The organism is Kribbella antiqua (assembly GCF_004345665.1).
Classification (GTDB): Bacteria; Actinomycetota; Actinomycetes; order Propionibacteriales; family Kribbellaceae; genus Kribbella; species Kribbella antiqua.
Map to the genome: position 1 here is coordinate 1 of NZ_SLWR01000019.1, position 24,335 is coordinate 24,335.

23 protein-coding genes, 2 tRNA genes and 1 pseudogene are annotated in these 24,335 nt (G+C 66.9%); 13 read left to right on the forward strand and 13 right to left on the reverse strand.

Annotation, left to right across the window (positions count from 1 at the left end):
- The first annotated feature begins 272 nt into the window (after positions 1-272).
- A complete protein-coding gene (locus EV646_RS39145; protein WP_158291117.1) occupies positions 273-1,049 on the forward strand; it encodes a hypothetical protein in 777 nt (258 codons plus the stop codon).
- 1,780 nt (positions 1,050-2,829) lie between these two features.
- Positions 2,830-3,150 (forward strand): annotated as a pseudogene (locus tag EV646_RS36925) (hypothetical protein); the annotation flags it as partial.
- A 233-nt stretch (positions 3,151-3,383) separates the two neighbouring features.
- Here the strand turns inward: EV646_RS36925 and EV646_RS40480 are convergent.
- Both EV646_RS40480 and EV646_RS36935 read right to left on the reverse strand, forming a co-directional pair.
- A complete protein-coding gene (locus EV646_RS40480) occupies positions 3,384-5,036 on the reverse strand; it encodes a GntR family transcriptional regulator (RefSeq protein ID WP_132157168.1) in 1,653 nt (550 codons plus the stop codon).
- A 104-nt stretch (positions 5,037-5,140) separates the two neighbouring features.
- Positions 5,141-5,214 (reverse strand) — tRNA-Ile (locus tag EV646_RS36935).
- Between the two features lie 119 nt (positions 5,215-5,333).
- On the opposite strand from EV646_RS36935, the gene EV646_RS39660 reads away from it, so the two are divergent.
- On the forward strand, positions 5,334-5,477 hold the full coding sequence (locus EV646_RS39660) for a hypothetical protein (protein ID WP_199237446.1): 144 nt from the start codon (positions 5,334-5,336) through the stop codon (positions 5,475-5,477).
- 50 nt (positions 5,478-5,527) lie between these two features.
- On the opposite strand, the gene EV646_RS36940 is transcribed toward EV646_RS39660, so the two are convergent.
- The 5 genes from EV646_RS36940 to EV646_RS36960 all read right to left on the reverse strand — a co-directional run bounded on the left by EV646_RS36940 (position 5,528) and on the right by EV646_RS36960 (position 8,099).
- Positions 5,528-5,600, reverse strand: a tRNA-Asn gene (locus EV646_RS36940).
- Between the two features lie 103 nt (positions 5,601-5,703).
- Positions 5,704-6,243, reverse strand: a complete 540-nt coding sequence (locus EV646_RS36945; RefSeq protein WP_132157170.1) for a hypothetical protein — start codon at positions 6,241-6,243, stop codon at positions 5,704-5,706.
- Between the two features lie 37 nt (positions 6,244-6,280).
- A complete protein-coding gene (locus tag EV646_RS36950) occupies positions 6,281-7,165 on the reverse strand; it encodes a sigma-70 family RNA polymerase sigma factor (protein WP_132157172.1) in 885 nt (294 codons plus the stop codon).
- A gap of 128 nt (positions 7,166-7,293) precedes the next feature.
- Positions 7,294-7,782 (reverse strand): SRPBCC family protein, encoded by a 489-nt coding sequence (locus EV646_RS36955; RefSeq protein ID WP_132157174.1) that lies wholly within the window; start codon positions 7,780-7,782, stop codon positions 7,294-7,296.
- A complete protein-coding gene (locus tag EV646_RS36960; protein WP_132157176.1) occupies positions 7,779-8,099 on the reverse strand; it encodes an ArsR/SmtB family transcription factor in 321 nt (106 codons plus the stop codon). The genes EV646_RS36955 and EV646_RS36960 overlap by 4 nt, the downstream gene beginning before the upstream one ends.
- A gap of 91 nt (positions 8,100-8,190) precedes the next feature.
- Here EV646_RS36960 and EV646_RS36965 point away from each other — a divergent pair, with 91 nt between their 5' ends.
- Positions 8,191-9,054: an exodeoxyribonuclease III gene (locus tag EV646_RS36965; RefSeq protein ID WP_241996570.1), complete on the forward strand. Its 864-nt coding sequence runs from the start codon at positions 8,191-8,193 to the stop codon at positions 9,052-9,054.
- Positions 9,054-10,172 carry a hypothetical protein gene (locus EV646_RS36970; RefSeq protein ID WP_132157180.1) on the forward strand — a complete coding sequence of 373 codons (1,119 nt, stop codon included), beginning with the start codon at positions 9,054-9,056 and terminating at the stop codon, positions 10,170-10,172. Before EV646_RS36965 ends, EV646_RS36970 begins: the two co-directional genes overlap by 1 nt.
- On the opposite strand, the gene EV646_RS36975 is transcribed toward EV646_RS36970, so the two are convergent.
- Complete coding sequence (locus EV646_RS36975) at positions 10,165-10,665, reverse strand: mycothiol transferase (RefSeq protein ID WP_132157182.1); 501 nt, start codon at positions 10,663-10,665, stop codon at positions 10,165-10,167. The genes EV646_RS36970 and EV646_RS36975 overlap by 8 nt on opposite strands.
- A gap of 66 nt (positions 10,666-10,731) precedes the next feature.
- Here EV646_RS36975 and EV646_RS36980 point away from each other — a divergent pair, with 66 nt between their 5' ends.
- Positions 10,732-11,763 carry an aldo/keto reductase gene (locus tag EV646_RS36980; RefSeq protein WP_132157184.1) on the forward strand — a complete coding sequence of 344 codons (1,032 nt, stop codon included), beginning with the start codon at positions 10,732-10,734 and terminating at the stop codon, positions 11,761-11,763.
- On the opposite strand, the gene EV646_RS36985 is transcribed toward EV646_RS36980, so the two are convergent.
- Positions 11,760-12,344 carry a hypothetical protein gene (locus tag EV646_RS36985; protein WP_132157186.1) on the reverse strand — a complete coding sequence of 195 codons (585 nt, stop codon included), beginning with the start codon at positions 12,342-12,344 and terminating at the stop codon, positions 11,760-11,762. The genes EV646_RS36980 and EV646_RS36985 overlap by 4 nt on opposite strands.
- A 24-nt stretch (positions 12,345-12,368) precedes the next feature.
- On the opposite strand from EV646_RS36985, the gene EV646_RS36990 reads away from it, so the two are divergent.
- Positions 12,369-13,094, forward strand: a complete 726-nt coding sequence (locus EV646_RS36990; RefSeq protein WP_132157188.1) for a DUF5995 family protein — start codon at positions 12,369-12,371, stop codon at positions 13,092-13,094.
- On the opposite strand, the gene sigJ is transcribed toward EV646_RS36990, so the two are convergent.
- A complete protein-coding gene (sigJ, locus tag EV646_RS36995; RefSeq protein ID WP_132157337.1) occupies positions 13,041-13,955 on the reverse strand; it encodes an RNA polymerase sigma factor SigJ in 915 nt (304 codons plus the stop codon). The genes EV646_RS36990 and sigJ overlap by 54 nt on opposite strands.
- A 129-nt stretch (positions 13,956-14,084) precedes the next feature.
- Here sigJ and EV646_RS37000 point away from each other — a divergent pair, with 129 nt between their 5' ends.
- Entirely contained in the window at positions 14,085-14,444 is a 360-nt protein-coding gene (locus EV646_RS37000; protein WP_132157190.1) for a DoxX family protein, read from the forward strand.
- Here the strand turns inward: EV646_RS37000 and EV646_RS37005 are convergent.
- Entirely contained in the window at positions 14,441-15,145 is a 705-nt protein-coding gene (locus EV646_RS37005) for a M50 family metallopeptidase (protein WP_132157192.1), read from the reverse strand. The genes EV646_RS37000 and EV646_RS37005 overlap by 4 nt on opposite strands.
- A gap of 126 nt (positions 15,146-15,271) precedes the next feature.
- Between EV646_RS37005 and EV646_RS37010 the strand changes: the two genes are divergently transcribed.
- From EV646_RS37010 to EV646_RS37025, 4 genes are read left to right on the forward strand one after another with little or no spacing between them, the layout of a single operon-like run.
- The gene (locus EV646_RS37010) at positions 15,272-17,302 is read left to right on the forward strand and encodes a S41 family peptidase (protein WP_241996571.1); all 2,031 of its coding nucleotides are present in this window, start codon (positions 15,272-15,274) and stop codon (positions 17,300-17,302) included.
- Positions 17,303-17,338: 36 nt separating this feature from the next.
- A complete protein-coding gene (locus EV646_RS37015) occupies positions 17,339-18,598 on the forward strand; it encodes an aconitase X (protein ID WP_241996572.1) in 1,260 nt (419 codons plus the stop codon).
- Entirely contained in the window at positions 18,595-19,014 is a 420-nt protein-coding gene (locus EV646_RS37020) for an aconitase X swivel domain-containing protein (protein ID WP_132157196.1), read from the forward strand. Before EV646_RS37015 ends, EV646_RS37020 begins: the two co-directional genes overlap by 4 nt.
- On the forward strand, positions 19,011-19,913 hold the full coding sequence (locus EV646_RS37025) for a neutral zinc metallopeptidase (RefSeq protein ID WP_132157198.1): 903 nt from the start codon (positions 19,011-19,013) through the stop codon (positions 19,911-19,913). Before EV646_RS37020 ends, EV646_RS37025 begins: the two co-directional genes overlap by 4 nt.
- Here the strand turns inward: EV646_RS37025 and EV646_RS37030 are convergent.
- Positions 19,864-21,060, reverse strand: coding sequence for an MFS transporter (locus EV646_RS37030; RefSeq protein ID WP_241996573.1), 1,197 nt, complete (start codon positions 21,058-21,060; stop codon positions 19,864-19,866). The two genes, EV646_RS37025 and EV646_RS37030, sit on opposite strands and share 50 nt — an antisense overlap.
- Positions 21,061-21,314: 254 nt before the next feature.
- On the opposite strand from EV646_RS37030, the gene EV646_RS37035 reads away from it, so the two are divergent.
- Entirely contained in the window at positions 21,315-22,124 is an 810-nt protein-coding gene (locus EV646_RS37035; protein ID WP_132157202.1) for a phosphatase PAP2 family protein, read from the forward strand.
- Here EV646_RS37035 and EV646_RS37040 read toward each other — a convergent pair.
- The gene (locus EV646_RS37040; protein ID WP_132157204.1) at positions 22,067-24,268 is read right to left on the reverse strand and encodes a bifunctional SulP family inorganic anion transporter/carbonic anhydrase; all 2,202 of its coding nucleotides are present in this window, start codon (positions 24,266-24,268) and stop codon (positions 22,067-22,069) included. The two genes, EV646_RS37035 and EV646_RS37040, sit on opposite strands and share 58 nt — an antisense overlap.
- Between the last annotated feature and the right edge of the window lie 67 nt (positions 24,269-24,335).

A 24,335-nucleotide genomic window follows, 5' to 3' on the forward strand; every position in this document is an offset into this window, starting at 1 on the left:
GGACGACGCCCCGGCCCCTTCTTCACACGACGAGATGAAGACAACACAACCTCCCAATTCAGGACGAAGTGTTGCAACCGTCAGTAGAAACCACCCCGCCGCCAGGGGGTCAGTTTTCAGCTGCCGTTGACAAACTGGAGTCAATTCGGGATGTCGGAGTTGTCCATAAGGGCCGAGAGAGACGCACCTGACGCCTAGAGATGGCAGAGTTGACCCCATCGCGCAGCCTTTTAAACTGCAGGTGCAGCGATCGACCGGACCGAAGGTACGCCTTGAACAGCGCAGAGCGGGCCAACTCCGGTGGTGTTGCCTTCCCTGGCGCGGCGGTGTACGTCATGCTTCAGGCTCCGGGACGCTTGGGTTTCCTGGGATTGACTGGCGGGGGGCTTGCCATGGGGGTTTGTGTTCATGCGCGTGGTGCGATCGGCCGCGTGGCGCTGATGGGTGCGTTGCTGGCGTGTTTGGCGTCGTGTGGGGGGCAGAGCGGGTCGGCGCAGCCGACGGTGACGCAGACGATGGTGTATGTGCCGACGGTGCAGCCGTCGTCGCCGGCCCCGTCGGTGTCGGGTGGGGATGCGAGCACGATCGAGGGTCGGCTGGCGACCTGTCGCGAGCTGAGGTATTTCGATCTGGCGCCGGTGACGACAGGGAACTCGACGGTCGCCGGCGGCGTGCTGGGGCAGTGGTTCCGCGCGAACGAAAGCAATGACGATCCGCGTTGGGTGGGGTGCGTCGTGGAGGATCCGTCGAACGAGCTGGGTATGTACATCGCGTCGACGCATCTGCTCACTGGCATGGTCGAGGGCGGGGTGCGGCCCGCTGACGGTAGCGGGCCGGAGCGCACCATAGAGGTTCGGGCCACGGACCCCCAGCAGGTGGAAGGCAACTGGGTGAACGTTACGGAGACGATGAACCTGCACGTGGTGTTCCACGCGTTGGCGCCTTACAAGACGGGGTTCGTTTTCTTGAAGGGCCTGCAGATCACCGCGCGGAAGGTGGTCATCCATGGCACAGATCTGGGGCCGGGCGGCACGTACGGGACGATGTGACCGGGCTCTATGGGGTGGCCTGGGCAACTAAACCCAGCATGTACCCGGTCGCGCTCGAGCGCGGGCTGCCGGGCCAGGGGACGATACCTGGCCGGATGGCGTGCCGAGCCGGTGAGGCGGTGTGTTCCTGGGGGCGGGTGCCTACCGAGCAGTCGACCAGTGAAGTGCATCTTGTGCCACGCGAGCGTTGCGGTCCCGGGGCGCTCGCCTTAGGCGTGGTGCGGGTCGTGGTGGGAGGTGGTGTCAACTCATGCGGGATGTGGCCGTGGTGCGAAGAGAGTGATGGCAAAGTTGCTGGTAGAGGCCAGATGCGGCGGCGTCGTTCTTCTCGTAATAAGGTCGTCCGTACTCCCCAACTCGCCAGCGGACTGGCGCGAGCGTGTCGAGATCTCGCCGCAGCGCCGTGCAGCAGTGCCGAGCGGGCATTGAACTCGGTTCGCCGTCATGCTTGAGGTCGTTATAACCTGACTTGGGCCACGATTCGGGCCTGAGCGACGCGGCAGTGCGCTGACCTGCGAGTTTGCATGAGCTGCGGCGAGAATCTGCGCACCAATTCGGGTCATCAGCACCCGCCCGGCGCCGTCATTGCGATCATGCGGCCAGTACTCTGCATGCAATCTCGTTGCCTCGAGCAATGTCTTTTGCCCGGCAGCAGCCGCAGGCTGGCCGGTTCAGGCCTGAGGTGAGCCGACGCCCATGAAGGGGCACTTCCCATGTCAAATCGCCACGCGGACCGGTGCGGCACAACCGCCCCCGATGGACTACCCAAGCCAGATATCAACCCGAACGTCGCGTTGGAACTACCCGCGGCCGGCCCTCCGACATGCGCACTAACGTGGCCCAGGTCGGGTTCCACTGTGGTGGTCCGGTCGTGCCGGGGTTAGCGTGTTGGTCAAGATGTGTCGGTGGAAACGACGAGTCATGCTCCACTGCAGCCCACGAGCGCGTGAGTGCAGGCACGGTGCGACTCCGGCGAATGGTTCAGCGGCGCGAAAGGGGGAATAGGTTATGGATAAGAAAGTCACGATTTTCCGTCGGAGGGGCTCAGACATCCCCCGGAAGTCGAAGCGGTGCTTGTAGCGTCCGTAAGCACCGGGGCAGCCGTAGCTGTCCAAGCTGTGTTCGTCGATGACCCCGCGGGGGACTCGCCAGCGACCTCTAATGCCCATAGCTACGTTGACGAGCCATATTTTGATATTGTACGGGCGGAAATTGCCAAGCGATCTCAAGAATTCATACTTACCATCCGGCTCGAGGCTCCTATACCGGCGACTCTTCCCAATCCCCCTGGCGAAGATGGAACGTTTCTTTGGATGTTTGGCTTAGATACGCAGTCAGGTGATATCGCAGGCTTTCCCTTCCCTCCGGGAATTGGGGAAGCTCGGCGCTTTGAGTTCTTTGGTGTTCTGTCTTGGGACGGCGATGAATTCCAAGCTCGCCTAATCGATCGGACGCCGCTTGCGACGGGAGGAGAAGCCCTCACCCCACCGATTCCATACTCGATTAACGCAGCGAGGAATGAAGTGGCACTGAAAGTTGGGGCCGCCATGATCGGTGATCCAGCATCATTTAAGTGGCTCGCGATAACCGCGGTCCGTAGCGCGCACGAGGGGACAGATGGTGTTCACCCTGCTGACTTCGCCCCCGACGGACAACCGCAAATTGGCCCTAGTGCTGCTCCGCGGAAGTTCGTGGAGGGGTGTTGATCAGACCTGACTTGTGCCACGTTCGGGGGTCTCGGCTGAGCTCGGGCCGTTGACCTGCCGGTTTGTGCCGGTTGATGCCTCGATGTGTGCACTACGCGGGTGTCTTTGGGCTGTCGGTCGTGGCTCCGTGTGTGCGCACAGTGAAGACGGCCTCGGGTGCGACCGCGGTCCAGATCGTGTATTCCTCGCGGCGTGGCTCTCGGGACATTGAGCACATCGGGTCGGCGCACGACGACGTGGAGCTCGAGCTGTTGAAGGCTGCCGCGCGGCAGCGCATGGCGGCAGAGCAGGGTGAACTCGACCTCGGTCTCGAGGCCGAGCCCGCTGAGGGTGTGGGTTGTGGCGGACCGTTGGCGATCACCTCGTCGCGGATGGGGCACTTGTGGGACGTGTTGGTCCGCAGTCCTAATGGGGCAGCGCCTCGCCGACCGTGATGCCGCTCGTGGTGCGCGATTGCTGGCACCAACGAGGAAATTCGCGTGTGGTGCGGCAGAAGCCTCATGCAAACCGCTGGTAGAGGCCCTATCCGATGATGTCGTTCTTCCTCGTAATCAGAAGGTCGTCGGTTTGGCTTTGCGCTCCGTTCGTTGACCCCCCCGACCTGTTGACCGCCTCGCCCAGGTCGCCGCTATGACGGTGCTGCCGGCTTAAGTTCGGTGACGGAGGCCAAAGGCGGATCGTCGCCGGTAGCAACCGTCGCGCGCTTCCCGCGGGACGCGGTGACGAGACCTGCCGCCACCAGCAGTGCCACCGCGCGGTGGGCCGTACTGGCGGCGACGCCGTACCGGGCGGCTAGGTTCTTCTCTGATGGCAACGGATCGCCGTGAGCCAGAATGCCGGCGTCAATAGCGCCACGGAGATCGGCTGCGATGCGCTCGTATGGCTTCAGGTCTTCGTTCGTGACATCAGGCACGGCGGGCTTCGAGGCCTTGGCGTCACGCGCCGCCGGCCTGGTGGGAAGGCGCACGGGGGTCGCTCCTGCCGCGCGCTGATCTGCTTCGGACCACCAGGCCGTGTAGACCCGCAGTGTTGTGGTGCCACCGCCCGAGTGACCCAAGCGGCCAGCGGCGGAGCGCACGTTGTAGCCCGCCATGATCAGCTCGGTTGCGTTGTAGTGGCGGTGGTTCTTGAGCTCGGTATCGATCCCGAGTCGCTTCGCGAGCCTCGCATAGCGTTTGCTGACGGAGTCCGGATGCAGCGGCCGAATTCCGTCCGGCGCTGAAGAGAAGATGTACCCGTTCGGGTCGAATTGGATACCGAGCTCGCTGGCGCGCTGGCGGCAGCGTGCTTCGTGTTCGTCGAGGACTGCGTCGGGCTCAGTGTCCATGACGATCCGCCGCTGTTGATGCGTCATAGTGTCCTTCTCCTCGAGGTGGCCGGCGTCGTTCACGAAGATCGAGCGGCGGACGCTGAGGACCGATGTGGCACCTTCGCGGCGCGTGCGATCGCTCCAACGCAGCGCGCACATCTCGCCGCGGCGATTGCCGGTCGTTGTCTTCGTTGACAGGAAGGCGCCCCAGTCCTCGTCCTCTTTCCAGGCCTCTGTGAGCAGGCGGCCGACCTCGTCAACGGTCGGCGGGTGCGGGTCGGGCGTGGGCAGTCCTGGCTTGCTCGCATGCTCGGCGGGATTCACGGCGATCCACCCCCACACCACCGCGCGGTCGAGGGCGCCGCTCAGAATCCAGTGGATCTGACGAATGGTTGAGTCGCCGAGGCCTTTGCACACGTGCGGTTTGCACATGCGGCGGCACCGCCAGCATCCCTGTGGGTTGTCGCGACGGCAGCGATTTCCCTCGTGCTCGTCGCACTGATGAGGACGCGCCGTACGGTGCTGGATGAACTTCTTGCCGTCGCAGTGAAGACGGCAGCGGCGCAGCTCGGCATAGAACGAATCGAGAATCTCGACGCCGGTTCCAATCTGGCCGAGCTTGGACAGCGGTGTTGTACCCAGCAACGGCTTGATGTGGTTGTTGTATTTCGATCGGTATCCCCGCAGCGTCAAGACGTCGACGTCGACGACGTCGAGGTACTTGACCAAGAGTTGATCGACATTCGCGCGGGTCTTTGGGTTCCGCCCTTCGTCGACCTGGTTGAGGAAGCGGGTCTTGATCTTCTCTGCCTCCTGTGCCTGCTTCGGGCCAGGTGGCACGGTCTTGGTTAGGTAGAAGGGCTTCTTCGTTACAGGGTCTTGGCCGGCGTACACCCGGACTCGCAGTGCGCCGGAAGGTAGTGGCGTGATGTTGCCGCGCTGCCGTTCCCGCGGCTTCCCCGATGCAGCCATACCGCGACGTTAACATGAGTTCATGTCATGGGGCATGTCACGGACGGGGCTGGATCCGTCGCAGGTCACGGCCGAATGTGACCGTGACCTGCGGTGATGCGGAGTAGGGCGGGCGGGACTCGAACCCGCGGCCCAGGGATTATGAGTCCCCTGCTCTAACCAGCTGAGCTACCGCCCCTTGTGTCTGGCAGATCGTATCTGGTGGCGGGCGGAAACCAGGGGGCGGTCAGGGGTTTGACGGAGGGGCGGGTACGGCGGACCGGGCATGATGGAGGCAGACGAACGAAGGGGAGTCTGATGGGCTGGTTCATATTTCTCGTGCTCGTAGTGGGTGCGATCGCGGCGTACAAGTACCGGGTGCCGTTGCTGGCGAAGTTGCTCGGTCAGCCGGAGCACCGGATTCAGCGGGCCATCGAGCGGCGGAAGGGCAACAAGGGCTGAGCGGGGCATGAAAGAAGCCGGTTCCAGAGTGGAACCGGCTTGTTGTATTGCTCCCGCGACTGGACTCGAACCAGTAACCTGCCGGTTAACAGCCGGCTGCTCTGCCAATTGAGCTACGCGGGATCGTGGTGTTCCCTGCCCTCGATCCCCGAGGACCTGAGTAGGTTAGCAGGCCCGCGCCGTTCCACAAAAACGGGATTCGGGCCCGGCGGGGTTGGTTTCTGGGTCAGATTCCGAACTCGTCCCGGACCGACTTGAGTGCCGCCTCGGCCGCGTCGAGGACACCGGGCTGATCGGGCTCCAATCCCTTGTCCAGAACGAAGTTCCAGACCACCTCGGCGTTCGGGTCGGCCGGGTTCCGGCGGCCGACGACGCGAACGCCGCGTTTGCCGGCGAGCGGGACGTGGCGCTGGACCAGGACGCTGGCGTCGATGCGTTCGCGCAGCAGCTGGCCGAAGCGGCCGGGGTCGTCGACCGAGAGGTCGGTCGCGCGCAGTGGCGTGCCGAACGCGGTCGTCTCGTAAATGTGCAGGACGGAGGTCTCGGCGTCCCAGCCGGCGCGCTCGATCGTCTCCCAGCCGACGCGGCGGACGGCGGCCGGAGCGCCGGTAGCGTCGGTCGGGAGGTAGACGGCGGCGCGCGTACCTGCGACCCAGCGGCCATTCGCCAGCTCGACGGCGGCCAGGATGTGCTCCTTGCCGCCGGTAGAGGCGACGGACACCGCCTCAGTCAGCTCGCGCGGCCAGGACGTACGCCTCAGTCTCACTGCTTCATCATTGCAGTCGATCCAAACTCCTCAGTGGTCAGGCCGCGTAGTCGCGGAGGTGGTGGGTGGCCCGGCGGCGCAAGTTTCGAAGCGCCTCGCGTTCGAGCGCTCGGACCTCGTCTGCGGACAGCTGGAGGTGGTCGGCGGTCTCGTCGACTGTCGCCGGGGCGTGGCCGTGGAGGCCGTAGCGGTGACGCAAGACTTGCTGATGCAGGTCGTCCAGGAACTCCAGTTGGTAAGCCAGGTCCCGGCGCAGAGCCGCTCGCAGGACGATCGTGTCGTCGTCGACCAGCGGCTCGGTGTCGTCGAGGTCCAGCGCCTCTGGGTGGATCCGCCAGGCCTGGGCACGCTCGACGCGAGCGACGGTCAAGCCGGACGCAGCCGCGAGCTCGTTGGTGGTTGGTTCCCGGCCGAGGCGCTGCGTGAGGTCGTGACGCGTCGATCCCAGCCGGCACGCGTCCGTGTACGCCTGCGCCGGCATCCGCACCAGCCGCGACCGGTCCGAGATCGCGCGGCCGATCGACTGCCGGATCCACCAGATCGCGTACGTCGAGAAGCGGTGGCCGCGCCGGTGGTCGAACCGCTCGACCGCCCGCATCAGCCCGATGTTGCCCTCCTGAATCAGGTCGAGCAGCGAGATCCCCTTGCCGGTGTACCGCTTGGCCAGCGACACGACCAGCCGCAGGTTGCCCTCGATCATCCGCCGCCACGAATGCTTCCCGAGCGCGACCACCTGCCGCAGGTCCGCGGGATCATGCCGGCCAGGGTCGCCAGCCAGTCGCTCCGCCGCCAGCAGCCCGGCCTCGATCCAGTATGAGTGCTCGTGCACCTCCTCCAGTGTCAGTAGTTCGTGGTTCCCGATGTCGCGCAGATAGGCCACCAGCGCGGTGACATCGGCCGGTTCGCAGTCCAGCTCGGCCATCCTGTCCCCTCTCCTTGCCAAAGAGAGTGCCGTGTTTTGGGCACCCGGAGATCACCAATTCCGTAGTGGTGGATAACTCCGGGTAGCTGTGGATGAACCACAGTGCGCCGTACCAAAACTGCCTATCCTCAGGACCAGGACGGGTACGACGAGGCGAGCTCGGCGTACCGCTCGGACCAGTTGGGCAGGTGGGTGCCGGCCAGGTGAGCGTCGAGGCGGTCGAAGAAGGCGTGCGTACCGGGGATGAAGCCGCGGGCGTTGGCGACGGACAGGCCGGTGTGGGTGAAGGTCAGTAGCGTGCCGTCGCCAGACGAGCGGAGTTCGTAGCGGACGACGCTGTCCTCGACGATGCGCTGACGCCATTCGTGTTCGAGCACGTACGGCGGATCCCAGACCAGGATCCGGCCGGTCAGACGCTTGCTGTCGACGGCCGCTGGTGGTTCGTCGGGCACCATCTCGATAGTGCCCCCGTCGATGACCGTCTCCCCGAACCAGGCCTTGCGTTCCGAGGGTTCGGTGAGGGCCGCCCATACCCGCTCGATCGGGTGTGGGAGATAGCGCTCGAAGGTCATCGTGGCGCGGTCGCCGTCGATGGTCAGGGTGCCTAAGCGGTTCATTCGGGGGACTCCTCCTGAGTTCGGGAAAGGTGCTGCTCGAGGGCGTCCAGATGGCGCGGCCAGTACTTCCGGTAGCGGCTGATCCAGTTCTCGATCTCGATCAGCCGGTCGGCGCGCAGCGCGTAGATCCGCCGCTGCCCGTCCGGCCGGACCTCAACCAGCCCGACCTCGCGCAGGATCCGCAGATGCCGCGAGACCGCCGGCTGGGTGAGCCGGTCCAACCGCGCGACCAGCTCACCGGCCGGCCGCTCGCGCTCCGCCAGCAGGTCCAGCAATTCCCGTCGGCTCGGCTCCGCGATCGCCTCGAACACGTCCATGCCAGGAAGTATTACAGGAGGCGTATATACAGTTCAAGTGATATGTCTGAGCGGCGGTGAAATGGTCCCCGCTCAGGACTACCGTGGGCGGGTGCGAGTTGCGACCTGGAATGTGAACTCGGTCAAGCAGCGGCTGCCGCGGCTGCTGGGCTGGCTGGATGAGCGGCAGCCGGATGTCGTGTGCCTGCAGGAAACCAAGCTGGCGAACGACGCCTTCACCGAGTTGCTCGACGAAGAGCTGACCAGCCGCGGCTACCAGACCGCGCTGCATGGAGAAGTCCAGTGGAACGGCGTCGCCCTGCTCTCCAAGGTCGGGCTGGAGGATGTCGTCACCGGGCTCGCCGAGGCGCCCGGTTTCCCGCATCCCGAGGCGCGTGCGATCGCGGCGACCTGCGGCGGGATCCGGATCCACTCGCTCTACGTGCCGAACGGCCGGGTGCCTGATTCGGATCACTACCACTACAAGCTCGCCTGGCTCGCGGCCTTGCGCGCGGTGGTGGCGGCCGGGCCGGCCGATCAGATCGTCTGCGGTGACATGAACATCGCTCCGACCGACGCCGACGTTTTCGACCCAGCGGCGTACGTCGGTCAGACGCATGTGACGGCGCCGGAGCGGCAGGCTCTGGCTGACCTGATGGCGGCCGCCGACCTGCACGACGTCGTACGGGAGCGGTGGCCGGATGAACGGGTTTTCAGCTACTGGGACTACCGCGCCGGCATGTTCCACCAGGACCTCGGCATGCGCGTCGACCTGATGCTCGCGAGCGATCCGGTCGCGGATCGGGTCAAGGCCGCGTGGATCGATCGCAAGGCGCGCAAGGGGACCGGCCCGAGCGACCACGCGCCGGTCATCCTCGACCTCGACGTCGCGCCGGACGGCGACATCGGGCCGGTCGTCCCACCGCCGTCCGCGCCGCGGGTCGGTAAGAAGACCAAACTTCCGCAGAGCCGCTGATGCGTCGACTCGCCGCGGCCGCCGCCCTGACCGCTGCGGCTCTGATCCTCACCGCCTGCAATGACAGCAAGGGATCCACACCGTCGCCCGTCGCCTGGACCAAGGTCGACGTGGGGGCGGAGCCCGTCGTACTCACGGAACACGGTGGCCAGCTCTTGGTAGGGCTGCGCGATCGTGGCGCCAAAGTGGTGCCGCAACTCGTCGTACTGGACGGTGATCAGCGCAAGAAGGTCACCGTCACGCCGTCACCGCAGAGCCCGTACGCCTTCGAGGCGATCTGGTATTCGATCGCGTACGACGGCAAGCGCCTGCTCGCGCTTGGAGGAGCGGCCGGTGGGGCGCATTCCAATACGCGGTGGACGGTATGGACCGGCACGCTCGACAAAGGTTTGGTCGAGCATCCGCAGACGTTCGAGACGTTCGGCGGGCAGACCGCAGGCCAGCTGTTCTCGGCCGTGATCACGCCGTCGGGTGGCGCGCTGCTCGGATCGTGGGGCGGTGTGGAGACCGGCAACGATGCCTCCGTCTGGTTGCCACAGGGTGAGACGAAGTGGGTCCGGCAGAATCCTGCGAAGACGGCTCTGCAAAGCACACCGTCGCTGCTGGTCGGTGGGAGCTACGGTACGACGCTCGGCGAGGGCATCCTGCTGGTCGGTTCGCAAGTGCGGCTCGCGCCGAACGTGGTCGCCCAGGAGGCCGCCATCTGGCGATCCACCAAGCTCAACCAGGGCTGGAGCCGGATGGCCCTGCCGGAACCGGGTGACCGCAGTCAGGCGCTCACGGCGACCTGTACGACGTCGTGCGTCATCTCCGGGTACGTCGACGGACAGCTCGCGCTCTGGCAACTCGACGAGAAGGGCAGCGCGAAGCGCCTGACCAGTGTGCCCTCGATCCCGGTGGGGGACAAGGACAAGCTGCCGCCGCCGATCGTCGACGGCGACCGCATCGTCCAGATCGTTGCCCAGGACAACAAGGTAAAGGTGCTTACCTACCGGGACGGCGGCTGGACCGTGCAGGAGTCGACCGGCGCGGAAGGAGCCGTCGCCGACGCCGTACTGACGGAAGGCAAGGTCTACCTGATCGCCGGCAACGCGCTCTGGACGACAACCCTCAGCTGAGCAGGCCCTTCACGTACGCCGCCTGGCCCGCGTGCTCGAGGTCGTCGCCGATCACGCTGACCAGCCGGACACCCAGCGTGACTGGTGGATTCCAGCGCCGGTCGACGATCCGGTCGAGCTCGTCGTCGGTGATCGTCTTCAGGTACTCCAGCGTGCGCGCGTGGACGGCGTCGTAGTACCCGAGCAGCAACTCACCCGACACCTGCACCTGCGCGACCTGGTCTGAAGTGTGCCCATAGCCGGTGTCCGCGGCGTCGAACGGCAGCCCAAGCCGCTCATGCCACCCGTCGGCGGTCAGGACCTGCTCGTAGCCGCCCGCGTCGGCCAGGTGGTCGTCCTGGATCCGGGTCAGATGCCAGATCAGCCACGCGATCGAGTTCGCCGTCCCGCTGGGCCGGGTCGCGAGTTCCTTGTCGTCCAGTCCTTCGACGACGCCGTGCACCTCCTCCTGGATCCGGCTGTACGCGTCGATCAGCAGTTCACTCGTGTTCATGAACAGCCACGCTAGCGCGCGCCGCCGACAGTTCTAAGGTGGAGCAAACGACAAGAGGGAGCAATTGTGGAATACCGCACTCTGGGCGCGAGCGGCGCCGTCGTCTCCACCTATGCGCTCGGCACGATGACGTTCGGCAACGAGACCGACGAGGCCGGGTCGCACACGCAGCTGGACCGGTACGTCGAGGCCGGCGGCAACTTCATCGACACCGCGGACGTATACACCTCGGGCGTGTCGGAGGAGATCATCGGCCGCTGGCTGGCGAAGAGCTCCGCCCGCGACGACGTCGTACTGGCGACCAAGGGCCGGTTCCCGATGGGGGAGACGCCCAACGATGTCGGCACCTCCCGGCGACACCTGCGGCGGGCTCTGGACGCGTCCCTGAGCCGCCTCGGCGTCGAGCACGTCGACCTCTACCAGCTGCACGCGTGGGACCCGATCACCCCGCTCGAGGAGACGCTCAGCTTCCTCGAGGACGCCGTACGCGCGGGCAAGATCTCGTACGGCGGTCTGTCCAACTTCACCGGGTGGCAGCTGCAGAAGGCCTGCGACCTGATCGATCGGCGCGGGTGGTCGCGCCTCGTCACGCTGCAGCCGCAGTACAACCTGCTGGTGCGTGAGATCGAGTGGGAGATCGTGCCGGCCGCGCAGGAGAACGGTCTCGGCCTGCTGCCGTGGTCGCCGCTCGGCGGTGGGTGGCTGACCGGGAAGTACTCGTTCGACGAGGAGCCGACCGGCGCGACCCGCCTCGGCGAGAACCCCGACCGCGGCGTCGAATCCTGGCACCGCCGCAGCCGGAACCAACGCGTCCGGGATGTCGTAGAGGCGGTCCGGGAGATCGCCGAGGCGCGCGGAATCTCGATGGCGCAGATCGCCCTCGCCTGGCTCGTCGATCGCCCGGCCGTCACGTCGGTCATCCTCGGCGCCCGCACCCTGGATCAGCTCAACGACAACCTCTCCGCCGCCGACCTCCACCTCACCGACGAGGAGACCGAAAAGCTCAACCAGGCCAGCGATCCAGGCGCAGCCGACTACCCGTACGGCGGCCCAGGCATCGCCCAGCGAGACCGCCCGATCGCGGGTGGGCGCGGCTAGTCCGTTCGCTCCACAGCCGCGCGGAGGGCGGCGTACGACGCGACGAGGGCGCGGCGCTCCGCAGCCAGCAGCGGGTCGTCGCGATGGCTTCTGGCTCTGACCCATCGGTCGGAGAGGTCCATCGCCTCGACCCGCTTGCGCGCTGCCGGACGGACGTCGTCCGGCTCAGCGCCGTACACAAACGAATAAAGCTCCACGAGTGCCGCTTCAAGCTGTTCCGTGGTGACGGACTCGTCGTGCTGGTGCTCGCGATGGATCCGCCACCACTCGACCTCCAGCGCCGCCGCTTGCGCTGCGTCCAGATCCAGTGCGACGAGCTGATAGAAGCGGCGCATGTACTCGCGGGCCGCGTCCGGCTGGTTGTCGGGGTACGGTGCCCATAGCTGGTTGGCGCGCAGCACGTACCAGGCTCCGGCCAGGGTGCGATGGGGTGGCATGCCGAACGCGGCACCGACCATCCCGACGGACGCGACGAGGAAGCTGCGCCACTCGTGGCGGTAGTAGGCGGCCCAGGCGTCGGTCTCGCGGTTGCCGACGACAACGGGGTCGAACGACCGCGGTCCAGGTTTGGTGGCAGGCATGATCCCTCCCGCTGAGGAGATCCGATGAACGATGGTATTCCCGGCGTTGTCGCCAGGATGCAGCAACGGCTCGACGACCTGCCGGCCGAGTTGTCTCACCGGCGGATCTTCCTCAGCACGTACCTGCGCACCACGCAGGCCGTCGGCGCCGCGATCGAGCAAGCCCATTTCGAGGATCCGGAGTGGGTCGACGACTGGGACGTGAAGTTCGCCGAGCTCTATCTGGACGCCCACGACGCGGACCTCGCCGGCCAAAAGGTGCCACGACCGTGGCGACTTGCCTTCGAGGCGGATCCGGAGCTGCCCGCGCTGCGGCACGTGCTGCTCGGCATCAACGCCCACGTGAACTACGACCTGCCGCAGGCGCTGCTAGCCGTGATCAGCGACGACGACTTCACCGACCCGTTCCTGCTGGACCGACGCAGGCGTGACCACGAGCGGATCGACAGCGTCCTCGCCGGGCGTGTCAAAGCCGAAGACGATGAGCTTGGCGCCAAGGAGCTGCTCGACCGCGTGCTCACGCCGCTCAACCGGCGTGCGTCGCGGCGCTTCCTGCGGGAGTCCCGCCAGAAGGTCTGGCACAACGCCGCTGAGCTGCAACGCGCCCGCCTTGAGGGGGAGTACGCCAGCCGGCTGGCCGAGCTGGAGCTGCTCAGCGCGGCGAAGATCGCGGATCTACTCCGCCCTGGGCAGGTGCTACTCCGACTCGGGGTCACCGGCTTCGGCGTCACCCTGCCGCCACCCGCCTAGCTTCTCCGGGTTGAGGACGGCCCAGATGTGCTTGATGCGGTCGTCGGCGATGTCGAACGCCATCACCATCACGATCGCACCGTCGTGCTCCGCGACCAGGCCGGGGCGACCGTTGACGGTGCGCTCCAGCAGCGTGTAGCCGACGCCTCTGGCGGCGAGATCGGCGAAGTAGCGCGCGACCTCCGCGCCGCCTTCGACCGGGTGCGGTGCCGCATTGGCGACGCCGCCGCCGTCTCCGGTTGCGACGACACCGGGATCGAGCAGGCTGATGAGCGCCTGGATGTCGCCAGCTTGCCAAGCCTCCTTGAAGTTCCTGACGATGCCGGCGGTCGACGGTGCCGGAGTCGCGGGTACGTCGGCGTCGCGCAGCCGGCGCCGGGCCGACGAAGCCAGCTGCCGGCAGGCCGCCGGCGTACGGCCGACGATCTCGGCGACTTCGCCGAAGGGGTATCGGAACACGTCGTGCAGGATGAACGCGACGCGCTCGGCCGGCGTCATCGCTTCGAGTACGACGAGGAAGGCCATGTTGATCGACTCGTCGAGCGTGACCCGGTCGGCCGGATCCACCGGGCTGCTCCACTCCGTCCCGTCAGGCACCGGCTCCGGGATCCACTCGCCGACGTAGCGCTCCCGCCTCGCCCGCGCCGAGCCGAGCAGGTCCAGGCAGATCCGGCTCGCGACCGTCGTCAGCCAGCCGCCGGGGGACTCGATCGCGTCCTGTTCCCGCCGCGACATTGCGTACCACCGCGTGTACGTCTCCTGTACGACGTCCTCGGCCTCGGCGACCGAGCCGAGCATCCGGTAGGCCAGATTGATCAGCCGCCGGCGCTCACTCACGATGGCGCTCAGGCTCGGATCCATGTCGGTCACAGTGCACACCTTCCCTTCCTCACCAGTACGACGAAACACCCCGCCGAACTGTCAGGCCTGACACCCGTCCGGCCTGCGTCGTCGTACTCGTGACCGAACCATCCTGCCGGGAGAACGCCCATGAACATCGCACTGTGGATCATCGCGAGCCTGCTCGCCGTCGCCTCCCTGGCCGGAGGCGCCGTGAAACTGGCCCAGCCCAGGGAGAAGCTGGCCGCGGTCGGCTGGGGCTGGGTCAACGACTTCGGCGACGGCACTGTCAAAACCATCGGCACCCTCGAGATCCTGGCCTCGGTGGGTCTGGTGCTGCCAGCGCTCCTCGACATCGCCCCGGTGCTGGTTCCGCTGACCGCTGTCTGTCTGGTGTTGCTGATGCTCGGCGCGATGATCACGCACGTACGTCGGCACGAGGCCCAGCTGATCGTGGTGAACCTGGTCATCGTCGCCCTGGCCGGTTTTGTGGCGTGGGGGCGGTTCTAGTCGGGCAGTACGCCTGACCAGATGACGCCGACCGCCAAGCACCCGAGTGTGACCAGACCGAACAGTCCGACCCACAGCAGCGCCGGTACGCCGGTCAGCCGCCGTAGCTGGTCCGCGTCGGAACTGCGGCCGCCACCGCCTCTCCGCGAGTACTGGAGCTCTAGTACGGCGCGGGGCGCTGCGAGCAGCAGGAACCACGTCAGAAGATGGGCGAAGGCGGACTGGACAGCTGAGGAGCCCCACCACGAGACGCCGAAGACGACTGCGCCGAAGACCAGAACCGACCAGAGCCCGTACAGGTTGCGGATCTGGAGCAGGAGGATCGCCAGCGCGAGTAGCAGTCCCCAGAGCAGCGCGACGGCGTACCCGCGGCTGAGAACGAACGCGGCGGCCAGCCCGAACAGCGCGGGGCCGGGATAGCCGGCCAGCAGTACGGCGATCATGCCCACGCCGGTCGGTTTGCCACGCGACACGGTCACGCCGGAGGTGTCGGAATGCAACCGGATGCCGGCGAGCTTCCGCCCGACCAGTGCGGCGATCAGCCCGTGTGCGCCCTCGTGCGCGATCGTCACGATCTGCCGCGTGTTCCGCCACAACGGCCGCCAGCCGATCAGCACCAGCGCAGCGACCGCAGTACCGACCACCACTTGCCACGACGGCTGCGGCTGCACGGACGTCAAGCTGTCCCAGACCTCATTCATCAGCACATCCTTACAGGAGGGTGGTCAACGTTCGGCCGTTGACATCGGTGAAAGCGCGGACGACGGTGGAGGGATCGCCCGGGGAGGGGCCGCCGCGTTGGGGGAGACATGTCACAGCCACGCAGTATGAAAGCCACGTCGCAACAGAGCACCGCCAGGAAAGCCAGTACGGCCAAGAAGACCACGACCGCCAAGAAGGCACCGGCGAGGACGACAACAGCCGGCAAACGCGCCGCGAAGCAGACGCTCGCCCGGAGCGGGCAGGCAGCGGCCGTTGTTTCACTGGGAGAGTTCCTCGGTACGGCGGGGACGTTGACGATCGGGCAGCGGAAGCTGCTGGTCGAGCAGGCGTTGCTGATGCTCGAGCAGAACTACGTGCACCTGCCACTCAAGGCCGCGATGCACGCCGTGAACCCGCTGCAGCGCCTGCGGGTGATGCGGTCCCGGATGGAACGCCAGACCGGCGAGACGATGGAGCCGGAGTGGATCTTCCACCGGCAGATGTCGAGCATCTTCCACTCGGTCCGCGACCTGCACACCAACTACTTGCTGCCCGTTCCGTTCGCGGGCAAGATCGCGTTCCTGCCGTTCATGATCGAGAAGTGCTACGACGCGGCCGGTGCGGAGCATTACCTGATGACTCGCACGGTGACCGGCTACTCGGCTCCGCAGTTCGGCGCCGGTGCTGAGGTGACGCACTGGAACGGTACGCCGATCGCTCGCGCGGTCGCGCTGAACGGCGCGCAGTTCGCCGGCAGCAACGACGCCGCCAACCTCGCTCGCGGCTTGGAGTCGCTCACCCTGCGCCCGCTGGTGATCCAGTCGCCGCCGGACGAGGACTGGGTGACGCTGACCTACATCGGCCTCGACGGTTCCACGCAGGAGCTGCGCGAGCAGTGGAAGGTCACCACCAACCTGCCGCCGATGACGGACCTGGACGCGATCAGCGAGACCTCGGCCTCGATGGGCCTGGACCTCGACTCCGACGAGAAGGCCCGCGCGAAGAAGGTTCTCTACATCCGCGATGTCATCGAGTTGGAAGGCGGCCAGAGCTCGGCCGAGCTGAGCGCTCCGGCCGCTGTAAGCGGTGCGGACCTGCCGACCACGATGCCTGGCGTGTTCCGCGCGCGTGAGGTCGTCACGCCGTACGGGACGTTCGGGCACTTGCGGATCTTCACGTTCAGCGTGCAGAACCCGGTCGCGTTCCGGGACGAGTTCGCCCGGCTGGCTGCAGCGCTGCCGCAGAACGGTCTGATTGTCGACGTTCGCGACAACGGCGGCGGGCACATCTACGCCAGCGAGTTCACCCTGCAGACGCTGACGCCGCGGCACATCTCGCCGGAGCCGGTGCAGTTCATCAGTACGCCGCTCAACCTGCGGATCTGCCGCCGGCACAAGGACAACCCGTCGGGGATCGACCTGGGTCCGTGGTTCGACTCGCTCGACCTGGCGACCGAGACGGGTGCGGCGTACTCGGCGGCGAAGCCGATCACGCCGGAGGACGGCGCGAACGACATCGGGCAGACCTACCACGGCCCGGTGGTGCTGATCACCGATGCACGGGTGTACTCGGCGACGGACATCTTCGCCGCCGGATTCGCCGACCACGAGATCGGCACCATCCTCGGTGTCGACGACAACACCGGCGCGGGTGGCGCGAACGTGTGGACGCACGGCTTGCTCGCCGCGCTGCTCAACGAACCGCCGCCACCGGATCCGACCTCGCCGTACGAGGCACTGCCGAACGGCGCGAATCTGCGGGTCGCGATCCGCCGGACGCTGCGGGTCGGGGAGCTGTCCGGCACGCCGGTGGAGGATGTCGGCGTACAGCCGCACGCGACGCACAGGATGACCCGGGCCGACCTGCTGGACGGCAACGTGGACCTGCTGAACAAGGCCGGATCGTTGCTTGCGGCAATGCCGCACCGGCGTCTCGGTGTGTCGACCTCGCTCAGCGGTACGACGCTCACGGTCACGCTGGACGTGGACGGGATCGACCGGGTCGACATCTACCTGGACGATCGCCCGATCAGCTCCGAGGACCTGGCGGATGCGCCGCTGAACATCGACATCCTGGAGGTCGCGCCCGGCCAGCTCTTGAGAGCCGACGGCTACCAGGAGGGGGCGCTCGTCGCCTCTCGTCGCAACCGGGTCTGAGATCGTCCAACTGTCCGAGGAGGTAACTTTCGGATTGTGGACAATCTGCGCCTGACCGCCGAGGAAGAAGGGATGCTCGGCGGTCGGGACGGTGCCGGGGTCGCGCTGGCGATGCGGGTGATCGTGGGGCTGGCGCGGATCGCGGAAGCGCCGCGGCTGGTCGAGATCACCTCGGCGCATGTCGATTCGTGCCTGTACCACGGCCAGGTCAGCCTCGACTTCGCCCACCGGCTGGTCGACCTCGGTGCTATGGTGCGCGTCCCGACCACGCTGAACGTCGGCTCGATGGATCTCCTCCATCCCGGCCTGATCCGCAGTAGCACCTCGGCCGAGCGCCGGATCGCGACCGGCGGACGCGAGCTGATGTCGGCGTACGTCGCCCTCGGTTGCACCCCGACGTGGACCTGCGCGCCATACCAGCTTCCGGACCGGCCCAGGTTTGGCGAGCATGTCGCGTGGGCGGAGTCGAACGCGATCGTGTTCGCCAATTCGGTGCTCGGGGCAAGGACCGACCGGTACGGCGACTTCGTCGACATCTGCGCTGCGATCACCGGGCGAGCGCCGTACGCCGGATTGCACACAACCGAGGCGCGGCGCGGGACGGTGGTGTTCGACTGCCGGCCGTTGGGTGATCGGTTCCTGCGGTCGGAGTTGGCGTATCCGCTGCTCGGGCATCATGTCGGGTCCCTGGCCGGGAGCGAGATCCCTGTGCTGGTTGGGATTCCGGGCGATGTCGGCGAGGACAGGCTGAAGGCATTCGGCGCTGCTGCCGCCTCGGCCGGGGGAGTGGCGATGTTCCATGCGGTCGGGGTGACGCCCGAGGCGCCTGCCGCGGTTGATCAGCTGCCGCGCTACGACGTCGACCTTTCGACGATGCGGAGTACTCGCCAGAGATTGTCGACAATCTCATCCGGCGGGCTCGACGCGATCAGCGTCGGCACACCGCACGCGTCGTACGACGAATGTGTGCAGCTCGCGGAACTCCTGCGCGACGGACCGCGGATCGTCATGCCCCTCTATCTGTCGACTGGTCGGGCGACGCGTGCGCAGGCTGCGGAGTCCGGCGTACTGGGGAGCCTGGAAGCCGCGGGGGTGACGGTGGTCGTCGACACGTGTACCTACGTGACGTCGATCCTCGCGCCGGGCGTGAAGAACGTGATGACGAACTCGGGCAAGTGGGCGCACTACGCGCCCGGCAACATCAACGTCGACGTCGTCCTCGGCTCCCTGGAGGAATGCGTGGCATCGGCTCGGGCCGGTCGCGTCGTACTTGACGATGGATTGTTCGAGTCATGATCCAGGCGCGCACGCTCACACCAGGCACCGCTGTTGGCGAGGCGATCCGCCTGACCGCACCGCTGTCCTTCTGGGGCGGCACAGACGACGAGGGCCGCATCATCGACGCGCATCATCCGCAGTGCGGCGAGGTGCTGGCCGGCCGCGTGCTGGTGATGGAGTCCGGCCGGGGTTCGAGCTCAGCCTCCAGCGTCCTCGCCGAACAGATCCGCGCAAGCACCGCCCCCGCCGCCATCATCCTCGCCCGCCCCGACACGATCATCGCGCTAGGCGCTCTTGTCGCGCAGGAGCTGTACGGCCTCACCACCCCGGTCGTCGTCACCGCGTCGTACACCGAAATCCCGGACGGCCGACGGGTGCAGGTACATGCCAATCCCGATCGTGCGATTGTCAGCTGGTCTACATTCGGCCAATGAAGCTACGGGGTGCGGCCGCGCTGTGGGCCGCTGTTGTCTTGCTGCTCGCCGGTTGCGCGAGAACCGCCGAGCCTGATGCGAACGCCGCGGCCGCCTCCGAGGCAGCCAAGCTGAGGTCGGCTCTCCCGACCACCACGACTCCCGAGCCGACGGCGGACTCGACCGCGCCCGTCTCAGCGCCGCCGCAGCCGGCAGCGCTGGCGAAGAACCCGATCTACCACGTCGGCAAGCTCACCACGCCGAAGTGCGCTGAGCCTCAGATCGAGCCGACATCGCTGAAGAACGTCCGCGCGTACTACACGCAGTACGTTGCCTGCCTCGACAAGGCCTGGGCGCCCGCGATCCGCAAGGCAGGCTTCAGATTCACTCCGCCGAAGCTGGTCGTCGTCATGGGTCAGTCTCCGTCGTCGCCGTGCGATGTCGACGACGGAACCGACTACTACTGCGGCGACACGATCTACAAAGACGCCGAGCCCAACCTCGCCGCGTACAAGGAAGATCCGGACTGGGCGCTGGCGTGGATGGCGTTGATCATCGGCCACGAGTACGGGCATCACGTCCAGGCACTGACCGGCATTCTGGACGCGGAGTACCAGCGCAGTCTCACGTTGAACGGCGTCGACGCTCACCTCGAGGACGACCGACGGGTCGAGCTGCAGGCGTCCTGCTTCAGCGGCGTCTACGTCGGAGCGGACCGGGAATCCTTTCCAGTCACGCCGGAGTGGCTGAACACCTGGAATCTGTCATCCGGGAGACGATCGACTCCGAGCATGACCACGGCAAGAGCGAGAACCACGGCTACTGGACCACCGCAGGATTCGACGCGGCCTCCCCGGCTGCCTGCAACACCTACACGGCCGGCTCACCACTGGTCAGCTGAGCCCGGCGGCGGGACATGAGTGCGGCGGTGGTGGCGAAGAGGAGGGCGGAGGTGGTGAGGGTGAGGGGGAGGTTGGTCAGGTTGGCGAAGGCGGCGGTTGCGGCGCCGCAGGTGATGACGCCGAGGTACTCGGTTTGGGCCAGGAACGAGTGGGTGGTGGCGCGGATGTCCGCGGTCGTCCTGGCGTTCACCCAGATGGTGCTGATCACTCGGGTGAGCGGGATGACAATGCCTGAAACCAGTACGACGGCGATCGAGCCGGCGACTGGATCGCGGGCGAACGCGAGCAAGAGCGTGCCGATCGCACCGGCGACGGCGGTCAGGGCGTAGTAGCTGCGGGTGCGATCGCCGGCGATCCGCTGACCCAGCAGACGCAAGGTTGCGGCGCCGAGGATCAGCCCGATGACGCCGAGGATGGTGAACCAGAAGACTGGATCGGGTTCGCTGGGCAGGCCGAGGTCGAGGAGCTGCTTTTGTTGCAGGCGACCGACCGCGACCGAAGCGCCGTTGATCAGGAAGGTCGCGGCGAAGATCAGCAGGATTTCGCGACTTCGCCGTACGAGCGTCCACCCCCGGCGGAAGGTGTTCCAGGACGCCGACCAGCGGGCGGTGCGCACCGGGATGAACCGCTGCTCGGAGAAGCGGAGCACGACGTACAACGCCAGCGACATCATCGCGGCACCGGCGACGACGATCGTGACGTCCCGGCGGGTGGCCCAGGCCAGCAGGCCGAGGGCGATGAGGCCGGTCGCGGCGCCGGTCAGTTGGGCGCGGGCGGCGCGGGCGAGGACTGCGGGGATGTGGTCCGGCTGGTCGAGCTCATCGGTGATCCAGGCGATGTCGGAGCCGCTCGCGAAGGTCCACGAGATGCCCCACAGCGCCTGCGTCGCGAGGAGTGCCGGGAACGACTGCACCAGACCGGTGGTGAGCATCGCCGCACCCATCAGGACCTGGGAGATGACCAGCGACCACTTGCGGCTGACGGTGTCGGCGAACACGCCGGCCGGCACCTCGCAGACCAGCGCGACGGCACCCTGCACCGAGCCGATCAGGACGAGTTCGGCGGGGGAGAGTCCTGCATCGACAACCAGATAGACGCTCGTGACGAGCCACCATCCCCGGTGCAACACCGCCCGCAGCCACGTCCACCGGACGAACACAGTCACCAACCCACTCCGCACCTCCCTCCGCTCTGCCTCCACCCTCCACCGGCCGTGCTGCCGGCGCTAACGGATTTCTCACGGTGATGTGAGGTTCTTCATATTGTTCGTAACTATAAGCAGCTTGCGATAGTTTGGAATCGTGGCTGGGATCACAGCGGAAAACGAATGACCGTTCTTGATTTCCGCCCGGCCGCGGGAGCAGGGTTGAACCTCAGAGAACGAGCGTTCGGTTTGGGTTGGGGGTCGGCGTGGCGCAGATGACTCTGGAGCGGCCAGCGCTTCCGGTGGAGGTCAAGCCGCATGCCGGCGTACGGCGGATCGTGCGGGAAGTGCTGCTGCTCGCCGCGCTGTTCGGGGCCTACAACCTCGGCCGTTTCCTGTCCGCGGACCACGCGGGATCGGCGTACCGGCATGCCGACGAGCTCATCCGGTGGGAGGTCTGGCTCGGGCTGCCCAGTGAGGCGACCGTGCAGGAGCACGCGCTGCAGATCCCGGGGCTGGCCGACGCCGCCAATGTCGTCTACGCGAGCGTGCACTTCCCGCTGACGGCGATCGTGCTGCTCTGGTTGATGATCCGGCGTCCGGCCGAGTACGGCAAAGCGCGAACCGCGATGGCCATCCTGACAGGGCTGGCGCTGATCGGGCACATGTTCTTCCCGCTGGCGCCGCCGCGGATGATGCCGGGCTGGGTCGATACCGGCGTACTGCTTGGGCAATCGGTCTATGGTCCGACGACGGACTCAGGTGTGGCGAACCAGTTCGCGGCTATGCCGAGTCTGCATGTCGGCTGGGCGTTCATGGTCGCGGTGTTCATGATCCGGGCGACTCGATCGCGGTGGCGGTGGTTGTGGATCGCGCATCCGGTGATCACCTTCGCCGTCGTCGTGGTGACGGCCAACCATTACTTCCTCGACGGAGTAGTCGCGATCACCCTGGCGCTGCCGTTGCTGCTCATCTTCGACCCGCGGCGGGTGCGTCCAAAGAACGCACCCGCCGTCGTACCGATCGGTCAGCGCTTGGACGACTTGCCGGCCGCGGCCAGCTCCTCGTCGGCGCGGACCAGGTAGGGCTCGCGGTCCAGGACCAGCCGGGCCGCCGCCGCGCCGATGTCGAACCACAGGCCGATCAGCTCGAGTCGCCCTTCGTTCTCGGCCTTGCGTACGCAGGCGAAACTCCGCAGATTCGCCAGCTGTACGCCGACATTCGCGACCGACAGCTTGTCGGCCGGAGACAGCTTCGCGTCGGTGGCCGGGTCGACGATGTCTGGCATCCCGACAGCACGACGTACTGATGGCTCCAGGTGGCGGAGCCAGTTCTGCAGCCCTGAGCCGGCTGGAGCATTCGCCTCCAGCGCCGCCGCCGCGGCACCGCAGTGCGAGTGTCCGCAGACGACGATCGAACGAACGCCGAGTACGTCGACGGCATACTCGATCGCGGCGTCCACGGAGTTGCTGTTCGAGCCCTTCGGCGGGACGAGATTGCCGATGTTCCGCACGCAGAACTGCTCGCCGGGGCCGCTGGTGGTGATCATGTTCGGCACGATCCGCGAGTCCGCGCAGGTGATGAACAACTGCGCCGGCCGTTGCCCGTCGGCGGCGAGTTTGGCCAGCATCGGCCGGATCAGATCGGCCGACGCCTCGAACTCACGGATGCCGTCCAGCATCGAGGCGCGCTGGTCGGGCTCGGGAATCACCTGGGGTTGCCAGGGCAGCCGCCGGGCCGAGTCGGTGCTCATCGCGGCCCGGAACGCGGCCCGGTTGAGCTCGACCGAACCACCGCGGGCGAGGTGCCCGCGCCGCCAGTCCTCGATCGCCTCGTACGCCGCATGGTCGAGATGGTCGACCTCGAGTTCCACCCGGACCGGCGCGCCGACGGGAATCGTCCGCAGCGTCCGGACCAGCGACGCGACACCGAGGAAGACGAGCGTGCCCTGGATCCGCACGGTCCACAGCCCGTTCTCCTCGCTCGCGGTGACGGTCGCGCGGGCCAGCCGGTAGAGCACTCTGGCAATCGCCAATACGAGTCCGATCAGGACCCCCTCGGCCAGTCCGAGTAGGGCGACGCCGGCCGCGGTAACGACGTACACGAGCAACTCGTCATGCCGCTTGAGCGTCCGGATGTGGGCGAGCTGGACCAGGCGCAACCCGGTGACGAGCAGTACGCCGGCCAGCGCGGCCATCGGGATCAACTCGAGCATCGCCCCCGCCGCGAGTACGAACGCGGCGATCCAGAGGCCGTGCATGATCGCGGAGGCGCGGGTCCGCGCGCCGGCCGCGACGTTGGTGGAGCTGCGCACGATCACGCCGGTCACCGGCATGCCACCGAGTGCGCCGGACACCGCGTTCGCGGCGCCCTGACCGATCAGCTCGCGGTCGAGGTTGCTCCGCTTGCCGCGATGAAGCTTGTCCACGGCAACGGCCGAGAGCAACGACTCCACACTGGCAACCAAGGCAACGGTCAGCACCGCGGTGAAGATCTCCAACGGTGGGCCGCCGGGCATCGTGGGCAGGATGAGCTCTTGTAACGGCTGGTCCGGGAGGTCGACGCGGGTGACGTCGACCATGAAGACCGCGGCGAGTGCGGTTGCGGTGACGACGGCAACCAACGGCGCCGGAATCACCTTCGCTCTGGGGAGCCGAGGCCAGGCGAGCAGGATGACGATGGTCAATACGCCGACCAGCACCGAATGACCGTGATGCGCCATCAACTGGCCGGGAAGCGCCGCCAGGTTGGCGATGAGTGAGCTCTGCGCCTTTCCGCCGAGCACCACGTGCAGCTGCTGGACGGCGATGGTGACGCCGATCCCCGCGAGCATGCCGTGCACCACGGCGGGAGACAGGGAGAGAGCGAGCCGCCCGATCCGGGTGACGCCCAGCAGGATCTGTAACAGGCCGGCGGCGCAGGTGATGCCGGCGGTCGCGGCCCAGCCGTACTGACCGACGAGGCCGGCGACGACAACGGTGAGGCCGGCGGCGGGACCGCTGACCTGCAACGGGGATCCGCCGAGCGCGCCGGCGACGACGCCGCCGACCACCGCGGCCACCAGGCCGGCGATCAGCGGGGCGCCGGACGCGGCGGCGATCCCCAGGGAGAGTGGTATCGCGATCAGGAAGACCACCAGCGAAGCCGGTAGGTCATGGTGAAGGATTGACTTCCAGGTACTGCGTTCAGGCGCAGGACTGGAGGCAGGCGGGGAATGGGAAGTTGACATGGTCGGCACGGGTCCTCCGGCGTCGGTGCTCTGGGCAAGGAGCTCTGGGCATCAGGCGTCGAAACAA

Bases quoted from the DNA above. Each gene is read 5' to 3' on its own strand.
- EV646_RS36970 (WP_132157180.1), top strand. From the start codon at position 9,054: ATGCGTCGACTCGCCGCGGCCGCCGCCCTGACCGCTGCGGCTCTGATC.
- EV646_RS36950 (WP_132157172.1), bottom strand. From the start codon at position 7,165: ATGGCCGAGCTGGACTGCGAACCGGCCGATGTCACCGCGCTGGTGGCC.
- EV646_RS36985 (WP_132157186.1), bottom strand. From the start codon at position 12,344: ATGCCTGCCACCAAACCTGGACCGCGGTCGTTCGACCCCGTTGTCGTC.
- EV646_RS37020 (WP_132157196.1), top strand. From the start codon at position 18,595: ATGATCCAGGCGCGCACGCTCACACCAGGCACCGCTGTTGGCGAGGCG.
- EV646_RS37040 (WP_132157204.1), bottom strand. From the start codon at position 24,268: ATGTCAACTTCCCATTCCCCGCCTGCCTCCAGTCCTGCGCCTGAACGC.
- EV646_RS37005 (WP_132157192.1), bottom strand. From the start codon at position 15,145: ATGAATGAGGTCTGGGACAGCTTGACGTCCGTGCAGCCGCAGCCGTCG.
- EV646_RS36955 (WP_132157174.1), bottom strand. From the start codon at position 7,782: ATGAACCGCTTAGGCACCCTGACCATCGACGGCGACCGCGCCACGATG.
- EV646_RS40480 (WP_132157168.1), bottom strand. From the start codon at position 5,036: ATGGCTGCATCGGGGAAGCCGCGGGAACGGCAGCGCGGCAACATCACG.
- EV646_RS37000 (WP_132157190.1), top strand. From the start codon at position 14,085: ATGAACATCGCACTGTGGATCATCGCGAGCCTGCTCGCCGTCGCCTCC.
- EV646_RS36990 (WP_132157188.1), top strand. From the start codon at position 12,369: ATGAACGATGGTATTCCCGGCGTTGTCGCCAGGATGCAGCAACGGCTC.
- EV646_RS37025 (WP_132157198.1), top strand. From the start codon at position 19,011: ATGAAGCTACGGGGTGCGGCCGCGCTGTGGGCCGCTGTTGTCTTGCTG.
- sigJ (WP_132157337.1), bottom strand. From the start codon at position 13,955: ATGGATCCGAGCCTGAGCGCCATCGTGAGTGAGCGCCGGCGGCTGATC.
- EV646_RS37035 (WP_132157202.1), top strand. From the start codon at position 21,315: ATGACTCTGGAGCGGCCAGCGCTTCCGGTGGAGGTCAAGCCGCATGCC.
- EV646_RS37010 (WP_241996571.1), top strand. From the start codon at position 15,272: ATGAAAGCCACGTCGCAACAGAGCACCGCCAGGAAAGCCAGTACGGCC.
- EV646_RS36960 (WP_132157176.1), bottom strand. From the start codon at position 8,099: ATGGACGTGTTCGAGGCGATCGCGGAGCCGAGCCGACGGGAATTGCTG.
- EV646_RS39660 (WP_199237446.1), top strand. From the start codon at position 5,334: ATGGGCTGGTTCATATTTCTCGTGCTCGTAGTGGGTGCGATCGCGGCG.
- EV646_RS36975 (WP_132157182.1), bottom strand. From the start codon at position 10,665: ATGAACACGAGTGAACTGCTGATCGACGCGTACAGCCGGATCCAGGAG.